Origin of the sequence: Corallococcus sp. AB030, from assembly GCF_003668965.1 — a bacterium.
GTDB lineage: Bacteria > Myxococcota > Myxococcia > Myxococcales > Myxococcaceae > Corallococcus > Corallococcus exiguus.
Genome location: NZ_RAWQ01000229.1, coordinates 1 through 16,141 on the forward strand (window position 1 = coordinate 1; position 16,141 = coordinate 16,141).

Genomic DNA, 16,141 nt, shown 5'->3' on the forward strand with positions numbered 1-16,141 from the left:
CAAGCACCTCGCGCTCCGCTCCCTTGAAGCGCGGAGTCGGGTCCTTTGCGACGCGGCGCCTGCCCCCCTGCTCGGCAGAGGCGCAGGAGGCTCCTTCTTCTGAAGTCATCTCTCTTCTACGGGACCCAGCGGATTGCTTATTCCGCGCAACCCTCCTGTCGGACAGGTCCGCACTGCATGAAACCGGAACCGCACGCCTGCCTCGCGGAGCACAGCAGCAGCCAGGACGTCGTGCGTGCGCAGACGCCAGAATGAGGGCACGGACAGATGCCCCGCCCGGGACCGGTTGCCTCAAAACCTGTCCGACTGTCGGACAGGTTTTTCTCCGACCGGGCCCGGAGGGTGCCCCCTGGCTGGCAATGAGAAGGGGGGGCCCGCACGTCCATGTCAGACCCCTGTGGTTGGATGGCGATGCTGGGACGAGGAGGGGGATGGGGATGGAACGGCGAGGACTCGTGGCCTATGTGGAGGCGCAAATCGAGCGCGATATCGCGCTGGGGCGTCTGCACCCGAGCGGACAATTCGGCTCCGAAGCGAAGCTGGCGCGCCGCTATGAGGTGTGTCGGGGCACCATCCGCGAGGCGCTGCGGCGGCTGGCGGCGCGAGGCCTGGTGGTTCAGCGCCCCGGACGCAAGACGCGCGCGGTGCCGCTGGATGAGTCACTGACGCTGGAGAACCTGGGGCTGGCGCTGCATGACGCGAGCAACCCGGATGCCCGGTGGCTTCTGGAGGGCTACTTCAGCCTCAAGCGGCAGGTGCTGGTGGAGCTTCTGGCCGACTGCTGCGCGAGGGCCTCGGACCTCGACTTGGACCGGCTGGGGAGCACGTGCTACCAGCTCCAGGACGCGGCGCGCTGGGAGTCGGGGGAAACCTGCGCGCAGGCGGAATTCGAGTTGCTGCGGCATGCGGCGCGGGTGGCGGCGCGTCCGGGGCACGTGCTCCTCGTTCAATCCCTGCAGCGGGCATTCCTGGGAGGAGCCGCCCAACTGCTGCCGCTCATGGGCGGAGCGGCGCTGCGCGAGTGGGCCTTCCGCGCGATGGCAATCCTGCACGAGCGCGACGTGCAGGCACTTCAGCATGAGCTGCCAGCGCTGCTAAAGGCGCGCGATGAGCGCGTGCTGAATGCCTTCGCTCCGGTCCCCATGGCGCCTGCGTCCCCCGAGGCCCCGCGCGCCCAGGAGGAGCCCCTCGGCGCCACCGTGCAGGACAAGGCACCCGCGGCGCATCCCTGCGTGGAGGAGCATGGCATTGGCCGCAGCGAATCAGCCGCCGAGCAGGATGAGTCGCTGGAGGTCCCCCCGCCCTACTTGGGCGCCCCTGAGCACCTTGAACAAGACGGCAAGGACACCGAGGCGCTCGCGGTTCCAGCCGGCCCCCAGGTGGCGGCTCTTGCCGTGAAGCCGGACAACAGGTCGCCGCCGTCTCCTACCCCCTTGATGTTCGCCCCGTGCGAGCTCGACCTGGCGTGCGCCGACGAGGACATGACGGACGCTTCGTCACCGGAAGAGGGCATCCAGTCCGAGCCTCCACACTCCGACCGTTGTGAGCAGACACGCGTGACGGCGCATACGGTGAGCGGACCACTTCATGCCATTCAGGGTCTCCTGATCCGGTGGGCTGCGCGCCTCTGGCGCTTGCCTATTCCAGGATCTTCGCCTGTTTCGTGACTAGCGACAGCCCGGCGTGTCCGCACACCCTCTGCTGACGGGTAGCGACCTCGCGTCTGGGCAGCCTGCCTAGAAGGCGTACCGCACGCGGCAGTACGGCAGGTGCTTCGCGAGCAGCGCTTCGAACTCCGCCACGTGGCGGCCCTTGAATCCGGTGCGGTAGCGCACGTTGGCGCCACCGCCCTGGGACACCTTCGTCTCCTGGATTTCGGGCCGCCACAGCAGCTCCTCCGCCTTCGGGTGCCAGCGCAGGTTCACCTCGTGCAGGCCCGCATTGTGCGTGAGGAAGATGATTTCACACGCGAGCTGCTGCTTCGCCCGTTCCCCAATGCCTGCGTCCACCTGCTGGAACAGCTCCACGTAGGCGTCCTGCCAGCCCTCGTGGAGGACGACGGGGGAGAAGTTGAGGTGCACCTCGTAGCCGGCGGCCACGAAGTCATCGATGGCGGCGATGCGCTCCGCGATGGGACTGGTGCGCACGTCCAACAGCTTCGCCGGCGCGTGCGGCATCAGGCTGAAGCGGATGCGCGTCTTGCCCTTCGGCTCGTAGGTGAGCAGCTCGCGGTTGACCAGCTTGGTGGCGAAGCTGGCCTTGGCGTTGGGCAGCGTGGTGAACAGCCGCACCAGGTCCCGCACGTTGTCGCTGATGGCCGCGTCCGCAGAGCAGTCGCTGTTGCACCCGATGTCGTAGACCCACGCGTGCGGATCCACCGTGTTGGGCTCCAGCTTGGGCCCGCGCTTGTGCGCGTGCTTGCGGATGGCCTCCTGGATGCGGTCGATGTTCACGAACACCGTGACCGGGTTCGCGTAGCCCTTGTTGCGCGGCACGTAGCAGTACGCGCACGCCATGACGCAGCCGTTCGCCGTGGAGGGCGCGATGAAGTCCGAGCTGCGGTCGTTGGCGATGAAGGACAGCGTCTTCTTCACGCCCAGCACCAGGGTGCTGCCCTTGATGCGATTCCAGGCCTCCACGTTGCCTTCGTTGCCGAAGAGGCCGGGGATGTGCTGGTGCGAGGCCACCTCCACCCGCTCCGCGTCCGGGTAGTGCTCGAGAATCTCCCGGCCGCGCGCATGCTCCCGCACAGCGGGCTCCAGGTAGATGCGCGACACCTTCAACAGCCGGTCGAGCGGGCCGGGGCCCTTCAGGACGGCGGCCGGGCGCGGGGCGGGGTCCGGGAGGAAGAGGTCCAGGTTCGTCACCCGGCGGATGTAACCGTGTTTCGTCTCCCATGCACCCGCGGTGGCCCACCCTGACGTCGGGCGGGCCACCGGGCAGGGGCCTGCTGTCAACGCTCGGACGGAACCGCGCGGCCTGTGGAGGCGGGGGCCGGCGCGTCCAGTTGCTTCCACAGGGCCTCAGGCAGCGGGGGCCGCTTCTCCATCGCCGCCGCGACGCTCGCGGTGGGCGCGTAGACGCGGTGGTTGTTCACTCGGAAGTCGCTGTCCGTCACGGTGGAGATGACCGCGACGCGGCCCAGGTCGTCGATGGGCGGCCCGTCCGCTCGGAACGCGACCCGGTCCACGAGCAGCACCTCCGCGGCGCCGGGTGGCGTCACCCAGACGGAGTAGCGCTTCGCGAGCAGGTCCACGTTCATGCGGAAGTGGTACGTCTGGTTGCGCACGTACGGCACCCGGCGGATCCACGAGTAGCCCGCGCCGTTGCGCACCTGGAAGATGCCGTCCTCACTCATGCGCAGCGCCATGTTCAGCCGGTTGAAGGCTGTCACCTCCGTGGAGCTGTCCGTCCAGCCCACCACGCCGCCGCCCAGGTTGTCCGCCAGCGGGGTGAGGTCGAACTCCACGATGCGCGTGCCCGTGTTGGTGGTGCCCAGCAGGTGCTGGCTCCGCGGCAGGTCCAGCTTCGAGTACCAGGGGTAGTTGGGGCGCGGGTTGAAGCGCAGCAGCGCCTCCAGGAAGTAGTAGTCGCCGTAGATGAGGCTGACGTTGATCTCCTGCCCCGCCGGGTAGTTGCCCACGCCGTGCAGCAGCAGGCCCGGGCTGTTGGTGCCCTGCGCCAGGTACGCGGGCGACGCCAGCGAGTCGAGCATGGCCAGCGCGGCGTTGCGGTAGGTGGTGCGCCGGGTGGCGTCCGTCTCCAGGGTGCTCAGCTCCAGCAGGGCGGACGCGACGGCGGCCGCGGCGGAGGAGTCCTTGGACTGGCTGGGCGCGTTGAAGTCCCAGTTGGGCACGCGGTCCGCGGGCAGGTTCGCCAGGTAGTAGTCCGTCACCCGGCGGGCCGCGGTGAGGAAGCGAGCGTCCTGCGTGTAGCGGTACACCATCGTGTAGCCGTAGATGAGCCACGCCTGCCCGCGCGCCCAGGTGGAGCTGGCGGAGTAGCCCTGGAAGGTGCCTCGCGAACGGATGGTGCCGTTGTTGTTGTAGTCCACGTAGTGGAACGAGCTGCCATTGGGGCGCACCGCGTCCTGGAGCGTCCGGAGCGCGTGGTTCACCGCCATGGTGCGCCAGATGGCGGGACCGCCGTTCTGGGCGCCCCAGAGCAGCAGCTCGATGTCCATCATCGTGTCGGTGACGAGCGGGATGTTCCAGGCCGAGTTCCAATCACAACAATCGATGATGCCGACGGTGCTGTTGTAGCGCGTGGCCAGCGACGCGGCGGAGGTGAGCAGCACGTCTCGGTAGTAGGGATTGCCGGTGAGCCGCCACGCATTGCCGTAGCTGTTGTACATCTTGAAGCCCAGGTCGTGCGTCTCCGTGTTGGTCTTCTGGACCTCCAGGGGGCGCGTCCACATGTCCGCGCGGTCACGCCAGTAGGGCTCGTTGGCGACCTGGAACATGAACCACATGCTCCCGGGGAAGAAGCCCTGCGTCCACGCGACCTTGTCCGTGTTGGCCACCGTGGTCCACGTCCCGTTGGACAGGGATGCCTTGGGTGAGCGGTTCACGCTGGGCATCTCCAGCACGGTGTCCGCGAGCTGCGAGCGGGCGAACGTGAACACGCGCACCGCGTCCGCGTCCGTGAAGGCATTCGCCACCGGCGCCACCAGCAACGCCAACATCCACCACAGCTTCACTCCCGGCTTTGGCAATCCCATACACCCTCCCCTGTCTGACCGGCGCGGAAGGTGTCGGTGTGCCACCCCGGGGACCAGCGGCCCCGGGGTCTCAAGCGGCCGCTCCCCCCGCCCTGACGGAGGGATGGGGTGTGCCCTACCCGACCCGGGGCGCGGCTCCGGTGAACACGGGCGGCGAGTAGCCCGCGGGCTTGTCCCCCACCGCGGCGTTGCCGTGCAGGTTCAGCTGGTAGGGATTGGAGAACATGCCGTGGGGGAACGGCACGGGCGGCGCGCTGGCCTCGTCCAGTTGGCGGCGCAGCTCGGCGGGGATGCTGAAGTCGAGCGCGGCGAGGTTGCCGTCCAGCTGCTTCGGGTTCGTGGCGCCGATGATGACCGAGCCCACCCCGGGCTGCGTGGCCACCCAGTTCAGCGCCACCTGGGACATGTCCCGGCCCAGCTCCTTGGACACCTGCTCCAGCGCGGAGACGATGCGCCAGTTGCGTTCCGTGAACAGGCCCAGCTGGTTGCCGCCCACCGCGGAGTTGAGGCGGCCCTCGCCATGGGCGCCGGCCTCGCTCGGCCGGTATTTGCCGGAGAGCAGGCCCGCACCCAGCGGGCTCCAGGTGGTGATGCCCATGCCCAGCGTCTGGGCCAGCGGCACGTATTCGTGCTCCAGGCTGCGCTCCACCAGCGAGTACTGGAGTTGCAGGTTGATGAGCGGCGTGAGCGCGTGCGCCTCCGCCCAGGTCTGCGCGCGCGCCGCGTACCAGGACGGCACGTCGGACAGGCCCGCGTAGCGGATCTTCCCCGCGCGCACGAGGTCATCGAACGTGCGGACCACCTCCTCCGCCGGGGTGAGGCGGTCCCAGGTGTGCAGCAGGAACAGGTCGATGTAGTCCGTGCGCAGCCGCTTCAGTGAAGCCTCCACCGCGCGCAGCATGTTCTTGCGGCTGTTGCCGCCCGCGTTCGGGTCGCCCGGGCGGGTGGCGTTGTACGTGTACTTGGTGGCGACGACGACGCGGTCCCGGTCGCCACGCTCCTCCAGGAACTTCCCGATGAGCGTCTCACTGCTGCCGTGCGTGTAGAGGTCGGCGGTGTCCACGAAGTTGCCGCCCGCATCCAGGTAGCGGTTGAACAGCGTCCGGGACACGTCCTCCGTGGAGCCCCAGGGACCGCCATAGGTCCCCTCCTTCCCGAACGTCATCGTGCCCAGCGACAGCGGGCTGACGCGCAGCCCCGAACGGCCCAGCAGGTAGTAGCGATCCATCGACATGGTGTGACTCCCTTCCAGCGGCTTATTTGGACCAATCAATCCAGATACAGACATGCGAAGACGGCGCGGGGGCTTCCCGCGACGGAAGAACAGCGGGGTGGGCTACTGGGCCCTGAGGCCCGCCATCGCGAAGTCCACGACGTCGCGCAGGGCGTCTGGCGGGGTGCCGGCCTTGGCGCTCAGGCGCAGCCCGCCGATGGTGGCCAGGAGGAAGCTGGCGGCGACGCCCGGGTCCACCCTGGGATTGAGCTCTCCCTTGCGCTGGGCATCCTTCACGACGCGCTCCAGCGCGCCCTGGCCCAGGGCGCCTCCGGTCTTCAGCAGCGTGGCGACCTCCGCGTCCACGTGCGCGAGCTCCGCGGTGGCGTTCACGAAGAGGCAGCCCCGGGCGCGCACCTTCTGGGTGCCATTGGGGATGGAGAGGAGGTACTCGCGGATGGCGCCCAGGGGCGACGGATGGGAGCGCAGGCACTCCACCAGGTTGGCGCTGTACTCCGCCTGGTAGGCGCGCAGGGCCTCCAGGTAGAGGCCGTGCTTGTCCCCGAAGGTGTCGTACATGCTCTGCCGGCCAATGCCCATGGCGCGCAGCAGGTCGTCCGTGGAGGTGGCCTCATAGCCCTGCTCCCAGAAGACCTGCATCGCCCGGCGCACCGCCTCGTCCCGGTCGAACTCCTTCGTGCGTGCCATGCCCCCTACGTAATGATTCTGGACTGACCTGTCAAAATAATCGGACCGGGGCTTTCTGCTGGCTAGAAGCCGGGCGGGCGCTCGGCGGCGACGCCGGAGGCCCGCTCCAAGGCGATGCCCACGCGGCCCAGGGTGCCCTCGTCGAAGAGCTGACCGATGAGCGTCACGCCGTGGGGGACACGGCGCGGGGTGGCGAAGGTGGGCATGGGGCGCTTGGGGTCCGGTGCCCAGTCGCTGCGGGCCTTGGACACCTCCACGAAGCCGGTGCGCAGCGTGAGCGACGGGTGGCCTGTGTGGTTGGTGATGGTGAGGGCTTCGTCGCGCAGCGAAGGCACGAGCAGCACGTCCACCTGAGACATGATGCGCGCCATCTCCTGGGCCACCTTGCGGCGCAGCCGGTCCGCCTGGACGAAGTCCACCGCGGACAGGAAGCGGGACTGGCGGAAGAGGTTGGGCCACGCGTCGGGCGTCTGCATCTTCAGCGCGTCCACGCCGTGGGTGAGCGTGAGCTCTTCGAAGGCGGCGGCGGCCTCCGCGAAGAGGATGACGTTGAGCGAGGAGTACGGCCAGTCGGGGAACTGCACCTCCACCGGCGTCAGGCCCAGCCCCTTGAGCGTCTCCAGCGCCGCGCGGTCCACGTCCGTGGCGGGGTTCTCCTTCATCCACGCGGGCACGTAGCCCACGCGCAGGCCCTTCACGGGCGCGTTCGCGTCGAAGTCCAGCTTCGCGGATACGCTCGCCACGTCGCCCGCGTCCGCGCCGTTGAGCGCGGCGAGCACCAGCAGCGAGTCCTCCACCCCGCGCGTCATGGGCCCCAGCTTGTCCAGCGACCAGCACAGCGTCATCGCGCCCGTGCGCGGCACGCGGCCGTAGGTGGGACGCAGACCGGTGATGCCGCAGCGCATGGACGGCGACACGATGCTGCCGCCCGTCTCACTGCCCAGGGAGAAGCCCACGAGCCCGGCCGCTGTCGCCGCGCCCGGCCCCGCGCTGCTTCCCGAGGAGCCCTCTTCCGGCAGCCATGGGTTCTTCGTCTCGCCGCCGAACCAGATGTCATTGAGCGCGAGCGCGCCCAGGCTGAGCTTCGCCACCAGCACGGCGCCCGCGCGGTGCAGCCGCTCCACCGCTGCGGCATCCGTGGTGGGGACGCGGTCTCGGAACGGCTCGGCGCCGTAGGTGGTGCGGATGCCCGCGGTGTCCACCAGGTCCTTCGCTCCCCAGGGGATGCCGTGCAGCGGGCCCTTGTAGCGGCCCGCCGCGATGTCCTTGTCCGCCTGCCAGGCCTGCTGGAGCGCAAGCTCCTCCGTCAGCGTGATGACGCACTGGAGCTTCGGGTCATGGCGCTTCAGCCGCGACAAGTAGAGCTGCGTGAGCCGCTCCGACGTGATGGCTCGTGACTGCACCCAGCGCGACAGCTGCGTGAGCGGCGCGAAGGCGATGTCCTCCTCCTTGGCGGGCAGTGGCACCTTCGCGTCTCGGCTGCGCACGAAGCGCTCCTTCGCGGGCGCGGTGGGCTTGAGCCCCGGCAGCGACGGGTTCCACTGCGAGGCGGGCGACAGCGTGGGCTCCAGTTCCAGCTTGCGAGGGCCGGTACGGCGCTCGTGCAGCGGAGCCAGGGACACGCGCCAGTTGCCGGCGGCCTGGGTGCGCTCGGCGGGCGTGAGCTGCACCTGCATCAGCTTTTCGGCCTCCGCGAAGGTGGTGGGGCTCACCTCCGGCCCCACCGTGGGGCCCGCGCCGAAGGTGGGCGGCGCACCCGCGGGCGGGGCGGACGTGCCCGCGTCCGGCGCCGCGGAGACAGCGGTGCTCGCGAGTCCAATCACGGTGTGGGTCAGGAACTGCCGACGCGAGCTGCTCATGGCGCGACCTCACGGATGAAGCGAAGGGGGCGCCAGTGTGCCACCGCCTACGAGCGATGCACGTCGCGGAAGGCGAGCATGGCGCTCAGCTGCTGTTCCTTCGCGTCATCGAACCCGCACGTGGCGTCCCACGTGGCCGGGTTCTCGTAGGTGCCGAACAACATGTCCCAGATGGGGAGGTCGCCGTAGTTGTTCTTGTGCTTGCCGTACTCGTGATGGATGCGGTGCATCTCCGGCCGCTGGAAGAACCAGCCCACCCAGCGCGGGGTGCGGATGTTGGTGTGGTAGAAGTATTCGCCCAGCGCGCAGCAGGCCGTGTAGATGGCGCCCGCCGCCGGGCTCAACCCCAGCACCGTGTAGACGAGCAGCCCGCCAATGAGGCTGTTCACCGTCATCTCCAGCGGGTGCTTGTAGAAGCTGGTGATGACCTCCAGCCGCTGCGGGCTGTGGTGGATTTGATGGAAGAACCGCCAGAGCACGTCGCTCTCGTGCCGGGCGCGGTGCCACCAGTAGAAGACGAACGTGGCGATGAGGTAGGCCAGCACGCCGCCCACCACCGGGTTCACATGCCGGGACAGGTGGAAGACCGAGTGCGCGGAGAACCACCGGTCCCAGGTGTAGCCGCCCAGCACCACCACGCCCACCTGCGCCAGGTTGATGAGCACCACCCGCAGGTGCCAGCCGCGCACGCGGGGCAGCTTCCACCCCAGGGACAGCTGTTCAATGAGAAAGCAGAAGCCGGCGATGAGGACGAGCCAGGGCAGCATGGAAATCCTTCCGTGACGACAGGCTGGCCCTGTCTACGAACGACGTGCCCGAATATGTCTTTCGACCTGGCGGACACTGTCACCTGGGAGGAATGGGACGGGAGGGACGGGGGCTGGCATCCTGCTGGCCATGGCTCGGAACAGCACCCTGACGGCGCGGTTGGGTTACATCGACACGCAGGCCACCTTCGTGCAGGCGGCGCTGCTGGCGGCGCACGGGGCGGGGGCTCGCGCGGGCGGCTTCCGCGTGTCGGACGTGCGCTTCTACTTCCTGCTGTTCACCAATTGGGTCGAGCACGACGTGACCCGGCCCTCGCAGGACATCGACCTGACGCAGGTGAGGCGGACGCTGGAGCGGCTGGTGCGCGGCGGCCACGCGGAGGCGAGCACCAGCGCGCTCGTGAAGGGGCTGCCTCGGGGCCGCCGGTACGTGCTCACCGGCGAGGGGCTGTGCTCGCTGGCGGAAGGGCTGGCCGGGCGGGAGCGGGCGCCGCTGGAGGAGGCGCTGTTCGTGGTCTGCTTCGCGGCGAGCTACCGCGACGCGGTGCTGTCGCGCGTGGAGGGTCGCGCCCGGGCGCTGTCCCCTGCTGTCCGAAGGCGAGTGGAGCGGGCGTTGGATCCGCTGCGGCTGGTGAAGGAGGCGCAGCGCACGTCGGCGGCGGTGCTCGAGGACCTGGAGGAGCGGGTGGAGGCGGGCTTGCGGTACGAGGAGCAGTCACGCAAGGCCATGGCCCGCGCGGAGCCCGTGGCGGACGTGGTGCGCGCGCTGGAGGCGGCGGGTTCGTACCAACTGCACCGGGTGCGGCCGTTGGGCGAGGTGCTGCTCGCGCTGCCGGAGGACCTGCGCCAGTTCGAATTGACGGAAGGCATGGGCCTGCGCTCGCGGCTGCTCTTCGCGCCCCTGGCCGAGCGGGCGCGGGCGGAGCATGCGGTGCTGGCGCGGCTGGAGGCGCGGCTCACCCCCGGCAAGGCGCCGGGGTGAGCCACGGAGCGAGGCCTAACGCAGCGCCCGGGTGAGGCGCGAGCCCAGGGCCAGCGCGAGGCCATCCTCGACCAGGCCCGCGGCCACGTTCGGCACGCGCAGCTTCTGCGTCAGGAGACGGCGGAAGCCGTAGAAGACATAGCTGGAGGCGATGGCGGCTGCGGCGCCGACGAGTGCGAAGCCAAGCTTCGCTCCCTTGCGCTTGCGTGACACCGCGGCGCCGGTGATGGCCCCGGAGAGGATGCGTCCTGTCAGGATCGGAGCGGAGGTGCGCGCCGGCGTCAGAGGGGACTTGTCCCCCACCAGCTCGCCGAGCGCCAGGAAGCCCAGGCGCTGCGACACCTTCCTCGACGCAAGGCCCGGCAGGGCCCGCTTCAGGGCGCGTGTCGGCTTGCGCGACAGCTCTCGCGACAGGAACGCGGGCGCCGTCATGCTGCGCATCCCGGCGAGGACGCCGAAGCCCGCCGCCGTCCAGATTTCGTTGTTCGTTCGCATGGATCCCAACCCCCAGATGGGTGGTGAAAACTGGAGGGTGGGGGCGCATCGCCCGTCCGGCCACCGCTGGGCGAGCGGGCACTCAAGCGGACGGCGGCGCGGACGGCTTGGGCACGCGCAACATCCAACCCGCGAGCAACGCGCCCAGCGCGGCCACCAGCGTTCCGCAGTTCTCATACACATGCCTGGGGAGCACGCCCACCATGAGGCCCAACACGCCCAGCCCCAGGAAACCGCGCCGGACCAGGGTGCGTTCCCATGCCTTCGTCGCGAAGGCGGTGGAGAAGAAATAGAGGACCGCGGAGCCAACGACCTGCACCCAGGGCACCAGGGACCGTACGGGCCGCCACGCCACCATCTCCAACCTGTCGAAGAAGCCAACCCCGCCTCCTGGGGGTGCCAGGCCGGCTTCTCCCGCCAGTTGCTCAGCGGTGGCCCCGAACATGTGCCGCATGTCATCCGCCAGGAAGAAGTAGACGGCTTGAATCAGGGTCGCCACGACCAGCACCGTGAGGATCCAGCCCTTGGGCGCGGGCGGCACGGACGGCTCGGTGTGCTTGCGCAGCGCCTCCAGGTGCTCCGGGGCGACCTCCAGCGGGTGCGGATAGGACATGGCCAGCAATGCCTGCGTCGCGGCGGCGCTGACAGGCGTGCCCTGTTCGTCCACCAGCTGCTTCACGCCCTCCTTCGCCAACAGCGCGTGCAACGCGGGCGCGAGCGTCGACGGGTCCTCCGTCTGGACCCACCGGGCGATGATGGCGTTGAGGTACCCGGCCTTCAGGGCGCGCGATGAGCCCGAGGCCCTCGCCGCCTCCTCGAACAGCGGCTCCAGCTCATGGACAGCTGGGGTGGCGTGGGACGGCTGTAGCTGCGTGCTCATCCCGCGAGTCTATGCCGCGCCGGGGACACCTGCGTCCAGCCGTCGCTTCAGGTCGCGCAGCCGTCCCCGGACCTCACGGGTCAGGGTCCACTTCAGGAGCGGCGTGAGCCAGCCGAAGGGGCGCCGCAATTCAAAGGCATACGTGAAGGTGACGCGCGTGACGCCGGGAGCCTCTTCATCGAAGCGCCACGAGCCCGCGAAGCTTTCGAACAGGCGCGGGCCCCGCGTCATCTTCACCGCCGTGACGGCGGGCGGCTGGAAGGACACGTACTGCGTCTCCATCCCCAGCCCGTGCCACGACACGCACCAGGCCTTCACGCCCGGCCCGGCTTCCGTCGCGCCGTCCATCAGCACCGCCTCGCGCAGGAACGTGTCCCAGACGAGCCGCTGCCCGTAGTCCTGCGTGTACGCGAAGACGCGCTCGCGCGGACAGGTGATGCGGATGGACTCGGTGAACCTCATCCTTCCGTGTTGCGGAGGAAGTCCGCCACCTGGGCGAAGCGGTCATCCAGGAAGCTTCGCAGGCCGCCGGTGATGCCCTGCTTGTCCATGGCCTTCTGCATGCAGCGCAGCCACGCGTCCCGCATCGCCGTGTCCACCGGCAGGTGTCCGTGGCGCATGCGCAGCCGGGGGTGGCCGTGCGTCGCGCTGTAGTGCTGCGGCCCGCCCAGCCAGCCCACCAGGAACATGCCGAAGCGCTGGCGCGTGCCGCGGTTCACCTTGCCCTCGGCGTCCAGCTCGTGGATGGCGGCGAGCGCGGGCTCCTCCGCGTCCATCACGTCGTAGAAGGCCTCCGCCAGCGCGTGGACGGGCGCCTCGCCGCCCATGCGGGTGAAGGGGGTGTCGTCCAGCGTGGGGACCCAGCCGTCCGACGGCGGGGGCTTCAATTCCATGCTCATGTCTTCCTCATGCCGCCCAGCGCTTCGGCCGGCGCTGGAGGCTCTTCAATCCCAATCCTTCACAGAACGCCTTGAAGCGCGCTTCCGGAACGCCCTTCCACTCCATGTCCGCGAGCGACGTCGTGCCCGGCAGCGGCGCGTCCTCCACCAGCGTGGCCAGCGTGCGGTACAGCCGCGCGTCCTCGCGGTGCGCCTTCAGCGTCGCCGCCAGCTTGTCCGCGCCCCGCACCTTCACCGTCCACTCCGCCGCGTTGTCCGGGATGGACTCCAGATGTCCATACGCCTGGAGCACCGCCGCCGCGCCCTTCGCCCCGAAGCCCGCCAGCCCCGGGATGCCGTCCGCGTCGTCGCCCATCAACGCCAGCAGGTCCGGGACGCTCTCCGGCGCCACGCCCAGCTTCGCCTTCACCCCGTCCGCGTCCACCACCTTCTGCTGCCGCCGGTCCACCTGCACCACGCGCTGGCCGCGCACGCACTGGCCCAGGTCCTTGTCCGGCGTGAGCAGCCGCACCTGCTCCACCTCGCCCGCCCAGCGCGCCGCCCCGGTGGCCAGCGCGTCGTCCGCCTCCTGGTCCTTCATGGACCAGACGCGCACGCCCAGCGCCGCCACGGCCTCCTCCACCAGGTCGAACTGCGCGCGCAGCTCCGGCGGCACGCCCTCGTCACCCTTGTAACCGTCGAACAGCGCGTTGCGGAACGAGCGGATGGGGTTGTCGAACGCGACCGCGACGTGCGTCACGGCCTCCTGCTCGTCGTGCAGGAGGGCGAGCAGGGAGTCCATCACCCCGGCCGTGGCCTTCACGTCACGCCCGTCCGGCGCGGTGGTGCCCGGCCGGGGCGAGAAGTGGGCCCGGTACAGCTCATACGTGCCGTCCACGAGGTGCAGGCGCATGTTCTCCCTCTAGCGTCCCTCCCGCCGCACGGCCAGCAGCCCGTGCGCGGGCCTGGAAGGAACCGGCCTGTGCGCCTCGTTCCCTACACGACGCCTGTCAACCCCCTTGGCCAGCATGCCTGGTGGGGACAGGTCGCCGATGCCGACTGGCCGGGCACCCCCCATTTTCCAAACCAACTCCCTCTGGGCCGCGCCGGAGCGTCCCAGCATTTCCACCGGCATGAGGTGATCCATGCGCCCGAAGCTGTTCGCCGCCGCCCTGCTCTCCATCGCGGCCCTTGGCTGTGCAGGCAAGCAGGTGATTGCGACATCCACCCATCAGCAGCGCGTGCAGGCGGAAGCCGCGCTCCGCTCGGCGGAGAACTCCCAGGCGCCGAACGTGCCCGAGGCTGCCCGGCATCTGGAGTTCGCGCGTCAGCAGATCGCCGACGGTGAGCGGCTGATTCAGGAGGGTGAGCAGGATGCCGCGGAGCTGCGGTTCCGTCAGGCGGCCGCGGACGCGGATCTGGCGTCGGCGCTGGCCCGAGCGGTGCCACTGAAGAACGAGGCGCGGCGGGCTTCCGAGCAGGCCGAGTCCCTGCGCAGCGGTCAGTGAGTCCCCTACCTCTAGCCTTGTGAGGAGCGAGTCATGCAGCGTTGGAAATTTGGATGGTTGGCGGTCGCGGGAGTCACAGCGCTCTCGGTGGGATGTGCGCACGGTCCTCCGCCCAGTGAATTGACCGCGGCGCGCCAGGCGTACCGCGACGTGTCCACGAGCCCCGAGGGCCGCGAGCGCCCCGCGGACGTGGCGGCGGCGCGGGCGGCCCTGCAGGAGGCGGAGAACGAGTACGCGGAGAGCAAGGGCTCGGTGAAGACGCGCTCGCTGGCGTACGTGGCCCTGCGCAAGGCGGAGATCGCCGATGCGCGCGGCGAGGCGGACCTGGCCGCGCAGCAGCGGGCCCAGGCGGAACAGTCCCTGCGTGAGCAGCAGGAAGCGCGCGCGAAGAACCTCACGCGTCAGCAGGAGGAGGATCGCGCGAGGTACGAAGCCCAGCGTCAGCAGTATGAGCAGCAGCGCCAGCAGTACGATGCACAGCGCGCGCAGGAGGCCGAGCGGCTGCGCACGGCGGACGCGCAGCAGCGTCAGCAACTGGAAGCGGAGATGCAGCGGCGCACGGAGCAGCAGCAAGCCGAAGCGCAGCGACTGGCCGAGCTGAACCAGCAGCTCCAGCAGCGCACGCAGGAGTTGGAGCAGGAGCGACAGGCTCGGCTCCAGGCGGAGCAGCGCGCGTCGCAGGCGCTGACTCGGCTGCAGGATGAGAACGTGAAGGTGCGGGAAGAGGCGCGCGGCACGGTGGTGACGTTGTCGGGCAGCGTGCTGTTCGCGACGAACGCGACGGAGCTGCTGCCCGCGGCGCGCGACCGGCTGTCGGAGGTGGCGACGGCGCTGAAGGAGGCGAAGAATCCGTTGCTCATCGAGGGCCACACGGACTCGCGAGGCGCGGAGGACTACAACGACCAGCTGTCGGAGCGCCGTGCGGAGAGCGTGCGGAACTTCCTGGTGAACCAGGGCGTGCCGCAGGACCGCATCCAGGTCCGAGGCATGGGTGAGAACCGGCCGGTGGCGTCGAACAGCACGGCGGAGGGCCGCGCCAACAACCGCCGCGTGGAGATCGTGGTGGAGCGCAACGTGGCCGGTGCGCAGCCGTCGCGCAGCGGCGGCGTGGGCGGCAGTGGAGCGCAGCAGCCGGAGCAGGGCGACCAGGGTCCGGATGCGAAGCCGCACGGCGCGGGCGTGGACCACCAGAGCCCGCAGCCCGAGCAGGGCACGGGAGGCGGCGGGGCGCAGCAGCAGGTGCCCCAGCAGCCCATGGACCACGGCGAGTAACGCACGCCAGTGCTCCCTGAGCATGAAGGTCCTCACTCCATGCGGGTGGGGACCTTTTTCTTCATCCGCGCTTCATGCGCGCACGTCCCGTAGGAGCGCGTTACCCTTGAAGTCCGGCACCGCCATGATCGACAAGTCGCCCGTCCTGCTCACCACCGAGCGCCTGCACCTGATGCTGCTGCCGCCAGACTCGGCGGAGCGGGTGCTCGCGTACCACGTGGCCAACAAGGACCACCTGGGCCCGGTGTCCCCGGCGCGCCCGGGGACATTCTTCTCTGGGGCCTACTGGCGGACGCGGCTGGCTCAGGACCGCGAGGACTTCCGCCACGACCTGTCCCTGCGCGTCTTCATCCTCCCCAAGGGCCAGCCCCTCGCGCTCGCACCCGTCATCGGCAACGCCACGCTCGCCCACATCCGCCGGGGACCGCTCCAGGCCGCGGACCTGGGCTATGGACTGGATCATCGCCACGAGGGCAAGGGCCTCATGACCGAAGCCCTCCGCGCCTTCTGCGATTTCGCCTTCAGCGCCATGGGCCTGCACCGGCTCCAGGCCAACCACCTGCCGGAGAACCTGCGCAGCGCCGCCGTCCTCCGCCGCCTCGGCTTCATCCCCGAGGGCTACGCCCGCGACTTCCTCCTCATCAACGGCCAGTGGCGCGACCACGTGCTCAATTCGCTCGTGGCCCCCGCCGAACCCGGCCTCCGCGGTCCCTGACCTGTCCCCCGAACCATCGGCGGTCTCAAGCGGTGAACGCACCACGTGGGTGCTCACCATGGCACCCTGCTTGATGGGAGGCACAGGGTGCGAGGCCGAGGGAAAGCAGCAAGGCTGACGGGTGAGGACAGGCTGGAGATTCGG

16 protein-coding genes are annotated in these 16,141 nt (G+C 69.8%); 5 read left to right on the forward strand and 11 right to left on the reverse strand.

Translation table 11 applies throughout. The annotated features are described in order from the left end of the window. Positions 1-431: 431 nt before the first annotated feature. Positions 432-1,667, forward strand: coding sequence for a FadR/GntR family transcriptional regulator (locus D7Y15_RS36740; protein ID WP_121755482.1), 1,236 nt, complete (start codon positions 432-434; stop codon positions 1,665-1,667). 69 nt (positions 1,668-1,736) lie between these two features. Here the strand turns inward: D7Y15_RS36740 and D7Y15_RS36745 are convergent, their stop codons facing one another. The 6 genes from D7Y15_RS36745 to D7Y15_RS36770 all read right to left on the reverse strand — a co-directional run bounded on the left by D7Y15_RS36745 (position 1,737) and on the right by D7Y15_RS36770 (position 9,267). After that, positions 1,737-2,936 (reverse strand): spore photoproduct lyase family protein, encoded by a 1,200-nt coding sequence (locus D7Y15_RS36745; RefSeq protein WP_233605229.1) that lies wholly within the window; start codon positions 2,934-2,936, stop codon positions 1,737-1,739. Between the two features lie 17 nt (positions 2,937-2,953). Continuing rightward, the gene (locus tag D7Y15_RS36750; protein ID WP_120578812.1) at positions 2,954-4,720 is read right to left on the reverse strand and encodes a glycoside hydrolase family 88 protein; all 1,767 of its coding nucleotides are present in this window, start codon (positions 4,718-4,720) and stop codon (positions 2,954-2,956) included. 115 nt (positions 4,721-4,835) lie between these two features. Next, positions 4,836-5,954, reverse strand: a complete 1,119-nt coding sequence (locus D7Y15_RS36755; RefSeq protein WP_120578811.1) for an aldo/keto reductase — start codon at positions 5,952-5,954, stop codon at positions 4,836-4,838. A gap of 102 nt (positions 5,955-6,056) precedes the next feature. Next, positions 6,057-6,641, reverse strand: coding sequence for a TetR/AcrR family transcriptional regulator (locus D7Y15_RS36760; RefSeq protein ID WP_120578810.1), 585 nt, complete (start codon positions 6,639-6,641; stop codon positions 6,057-6,059). Positions 6,642-6,703: 62 nt separating this feature from the next. After that, complete coding sequence (locus tag D7Y15_RS36765) at positions 6,704-8,500, reverse strand: amidase (protein ID WP_121755483.1); 1,797 nt, start codon at positions 8,498-8,500, stop codon at positions 6,704-6,706. A gap of 47 nt (positions 8,501-8,547) precedes the next feature. Further along, positions 8,548-9,267, reverse strand: a complete 720-nt coding sequence (locus D7Y15_RS36770; protein WP_121755484.1) for a sterol desaturase family protein — start codon at positions 9,265-9,267, stop codon at positions 8,548-8,550. Positions 9,268-9,397: 130 nt separating this feature from the next. On the opposite strand from D7Y15_RS36770, the gene D7Y15_RS36775 reads away from it, so the two are divergent. Continuing rightward, complete coding sequence (locus tag D7Y15_RS36775) at positions 9,398-10,249, forward strand: hypothetical protein (protein ID WP_121755485.1); 852 nt, start codon at positions 9,398-9,400, stop codon at positions 10,247-10,249. A 15-nt stretch (positions 10,250-10,264) separates the two neighbouring features. Here the strand turns inward: D7Y15_RS36775 and D7Y15_RS36780 are convergent, their stop codons facing one another. From D7Y15_RS36780 to D7Y15_RS36800, 5 genes are all read right to left on the reverse strand, one after another. Beyond that, positions 10,265-10,744, reverse strand: a complete 480-nt coding sequence (locus tag D7Y15_RS36780) for a DUF4126 family protein (protein ID WP_121755486.1) — start codon at positions 10,742-10,744, stop codon at positions 10,265-10,267. An 82-nt stretch (positions 10,745-10,826) separates the two neighbouring features. Continuing rightward, complete coding sequence (locus D7Y15_RS36785) at positions 10,827-11,624, reverse strand: hypothetical protein (RefSeq protein ID WP_121755487.1); 798 nt, start codon at positions 11,622-11,624, stop codon at positions 10,827-10,829. Positions 11,625-11,633: 9 nt separating this feature from the next. After that, positions 11,634-12,086, reverse strand: a complete 453-nt coding sequence (locus tag D7Y15_RS36790) for a type II toxin-antitoxin system RatA family toxin (RefSeq protein ID WP_121755488.1) — start codon at positions 12,084-12,086, stop codon at positions 11,634-11,636. Next, positions 12,083-12,523 carry a group II truncated hemoglobin gene (locus D7Y15_RS36795; RefSeq protein ID WP_120578803.1) on the reverse strand — a complete coding sequence of 147 codons (441 nt, stop codon included), beginning with the start codon at positions 12,521-12,523 and terminating at the stop codon, positions 12,083-12,085. The genes D7Y15_RS36790 and D7Y15_RS36795 overlap by 4 nt, the downstream gene beginning before the upstream one ends. A gap of 7 nt (positions 12,524-12,530) precedes the next feature. Next, positions 12,531-13,415, reverse strand: a complete 885-nt coding sequence (locus D7Y15_RS36800; protein ID WP_121755489.1) for a 5'-3' exonuclease H3TH domain-containing protein — start codon at positions 13,413-13,415, stop codon at positions 12,531-12,533. A gap of 232 nt (positions 13,416-13,647) precedes the next feature. Between D7Y15_RS36800 and D7Y15_RS36805 the strand changes: the two genes are divergently transcribed. From D7Y15_RS36805 to D7Y15_RS36815, 3 genes are all read left to right on the forward strand, one after another. Next, entirely contained in the window at positions 13,648-14,010 is a 363-nt protein-coding gene (locus tag D7Y15_RS36805) for a DUF4398 domain-containing protein (protein ID WP_120578801.1), read from the forward strand. A 33-nt stretch (positions 14,011-14,043) separates the two neighbouring features. After that, entirely contained in the window at positions 14,044-15,282 is a 1,239-nt protein-coding gene (locus tag D7Y15_RS36810) for an OmpA family protein (RefSeq protein WP_121755490.1), read from the forward strand. Positions 15,283-15,406: 124 nt separating this feature from the next. Further along, positions 15,407-15,997: a GNAT family N-acetyltransferase gene (locus tag D7Y15_RS36815; RefSeq protein ID WP_121755492.1), complete on the forward strand. Its 591-nt coding sequence runs from the start codon at positions 15,407-15,409 to the stop codon at positions 15,995-15,997. Positions 15,998-16,141 lie beyond the last annotated feature (144 nt).

Coding starts and splice junctions, on each gene's coding strand:
- D7Y15_RS36740 (WP_121755482.1), top strand. CDS start 432: ATGGGGATGGAACGGCGAGGACTCGTGGCCTATGTGGAGGCGCAAATC.
- D7Y15_RS36750 (WP_120578812.1), bottom strand. CDS start 4,720: ATGGGATTGCCAAAGCCGGGAGTGAAGCTGTGGTGGATGTTGGCGTTG.
- D7Y15_RS36755 (WP_120578811.1), bottom strand. CDS start 5,954: ATGTCGATGGATCGCTACTACCTGCTGGGCCGTTCGGGGCTGCGCGTC.
- D7Y15_RS36760 (WP_120578810.1), bottom strand. CDS start 6,641: ATGGCACGCACGAAGGAGTTCGACCGGGACGAGGCGGTGCGCCGGGCG.
- D7Y15_RS36765 (WP_121755483.1), bottom strand. CDS start 8,500: ATGAGCAGCTCGCGTCGGCAGTTCCTGACCCACACCGTGATTGGACTC.
- D7Y15_RS36770 (WP_121755484.1), bottom strand. CDS start 9,267: ATGCTGCCCTGGCTCGTCCTCATCGCCGGCTTCTGCTTTCTCATTGAA.
- D7Y15_RS36775 (WP_121755485.1), top strand. CDS start 9,398: ATGGCTCGGAACAGCACCCTGACGGCGCGGTTGGGTTACATCGACACG.
- D7Y15_RS36780 (WP_121755486.1), bottom strand. CDS start 10,744: ATGCGAACGAACAACGAAATCTGGACGGCGGCGGGCTTCGGCGTCCTC.
- D7Y15_RS36785 (WP_121755487.1), bottom strand. CDS start 11,624: ATGAGCACGCAGCTACAGCCGTCCCACGCCACCCCAGCTGTCCATGAG.
- D7Y15_RS36790 (WP_121755488.1), bottom strand. CDS start 12,086: ATGAGGTTCACCGAGTCCATCCGCATCACCTGTCCGCGCGAGCGCGTC.
- D7Y15_RS36795 (WP_120578803.1), bottom strand. CDS start 12,523: ATGAGCATGGAATTGAAGCCCCCGCCGTCGGACGGCTGGGTCCCCACG.
- D7Y15_RS36800 (WP_121755489.1), bottom strand. CDS start 13,415: ATGCGCCTGCACCTCGTGGACGGCACGTATGAGCTGTACCGGGCCCAC.
- D7Y15_RS36805 (WP_120578801.1), top strand. CDS start 13,648: ATGCGCCCGAAGCTGTTCGCCGCCGCCCTGCTCTCCATCGCGGCCCTT.
- D7Y15_RS36810 (WP_121755490.1), top strand. CDS start 14,044: ATGCAGCGTTGGAAATTTGGATGGTTGGCGGTCGCGGGAGTCACAGCG.
- D7Y15_RS36815 (WP_121755492.1), top strand. CDS start 15,407: ATGATCGACAAGTCGCCCGTCCTGCTCACCACCGAGCGCCTGCACCTG.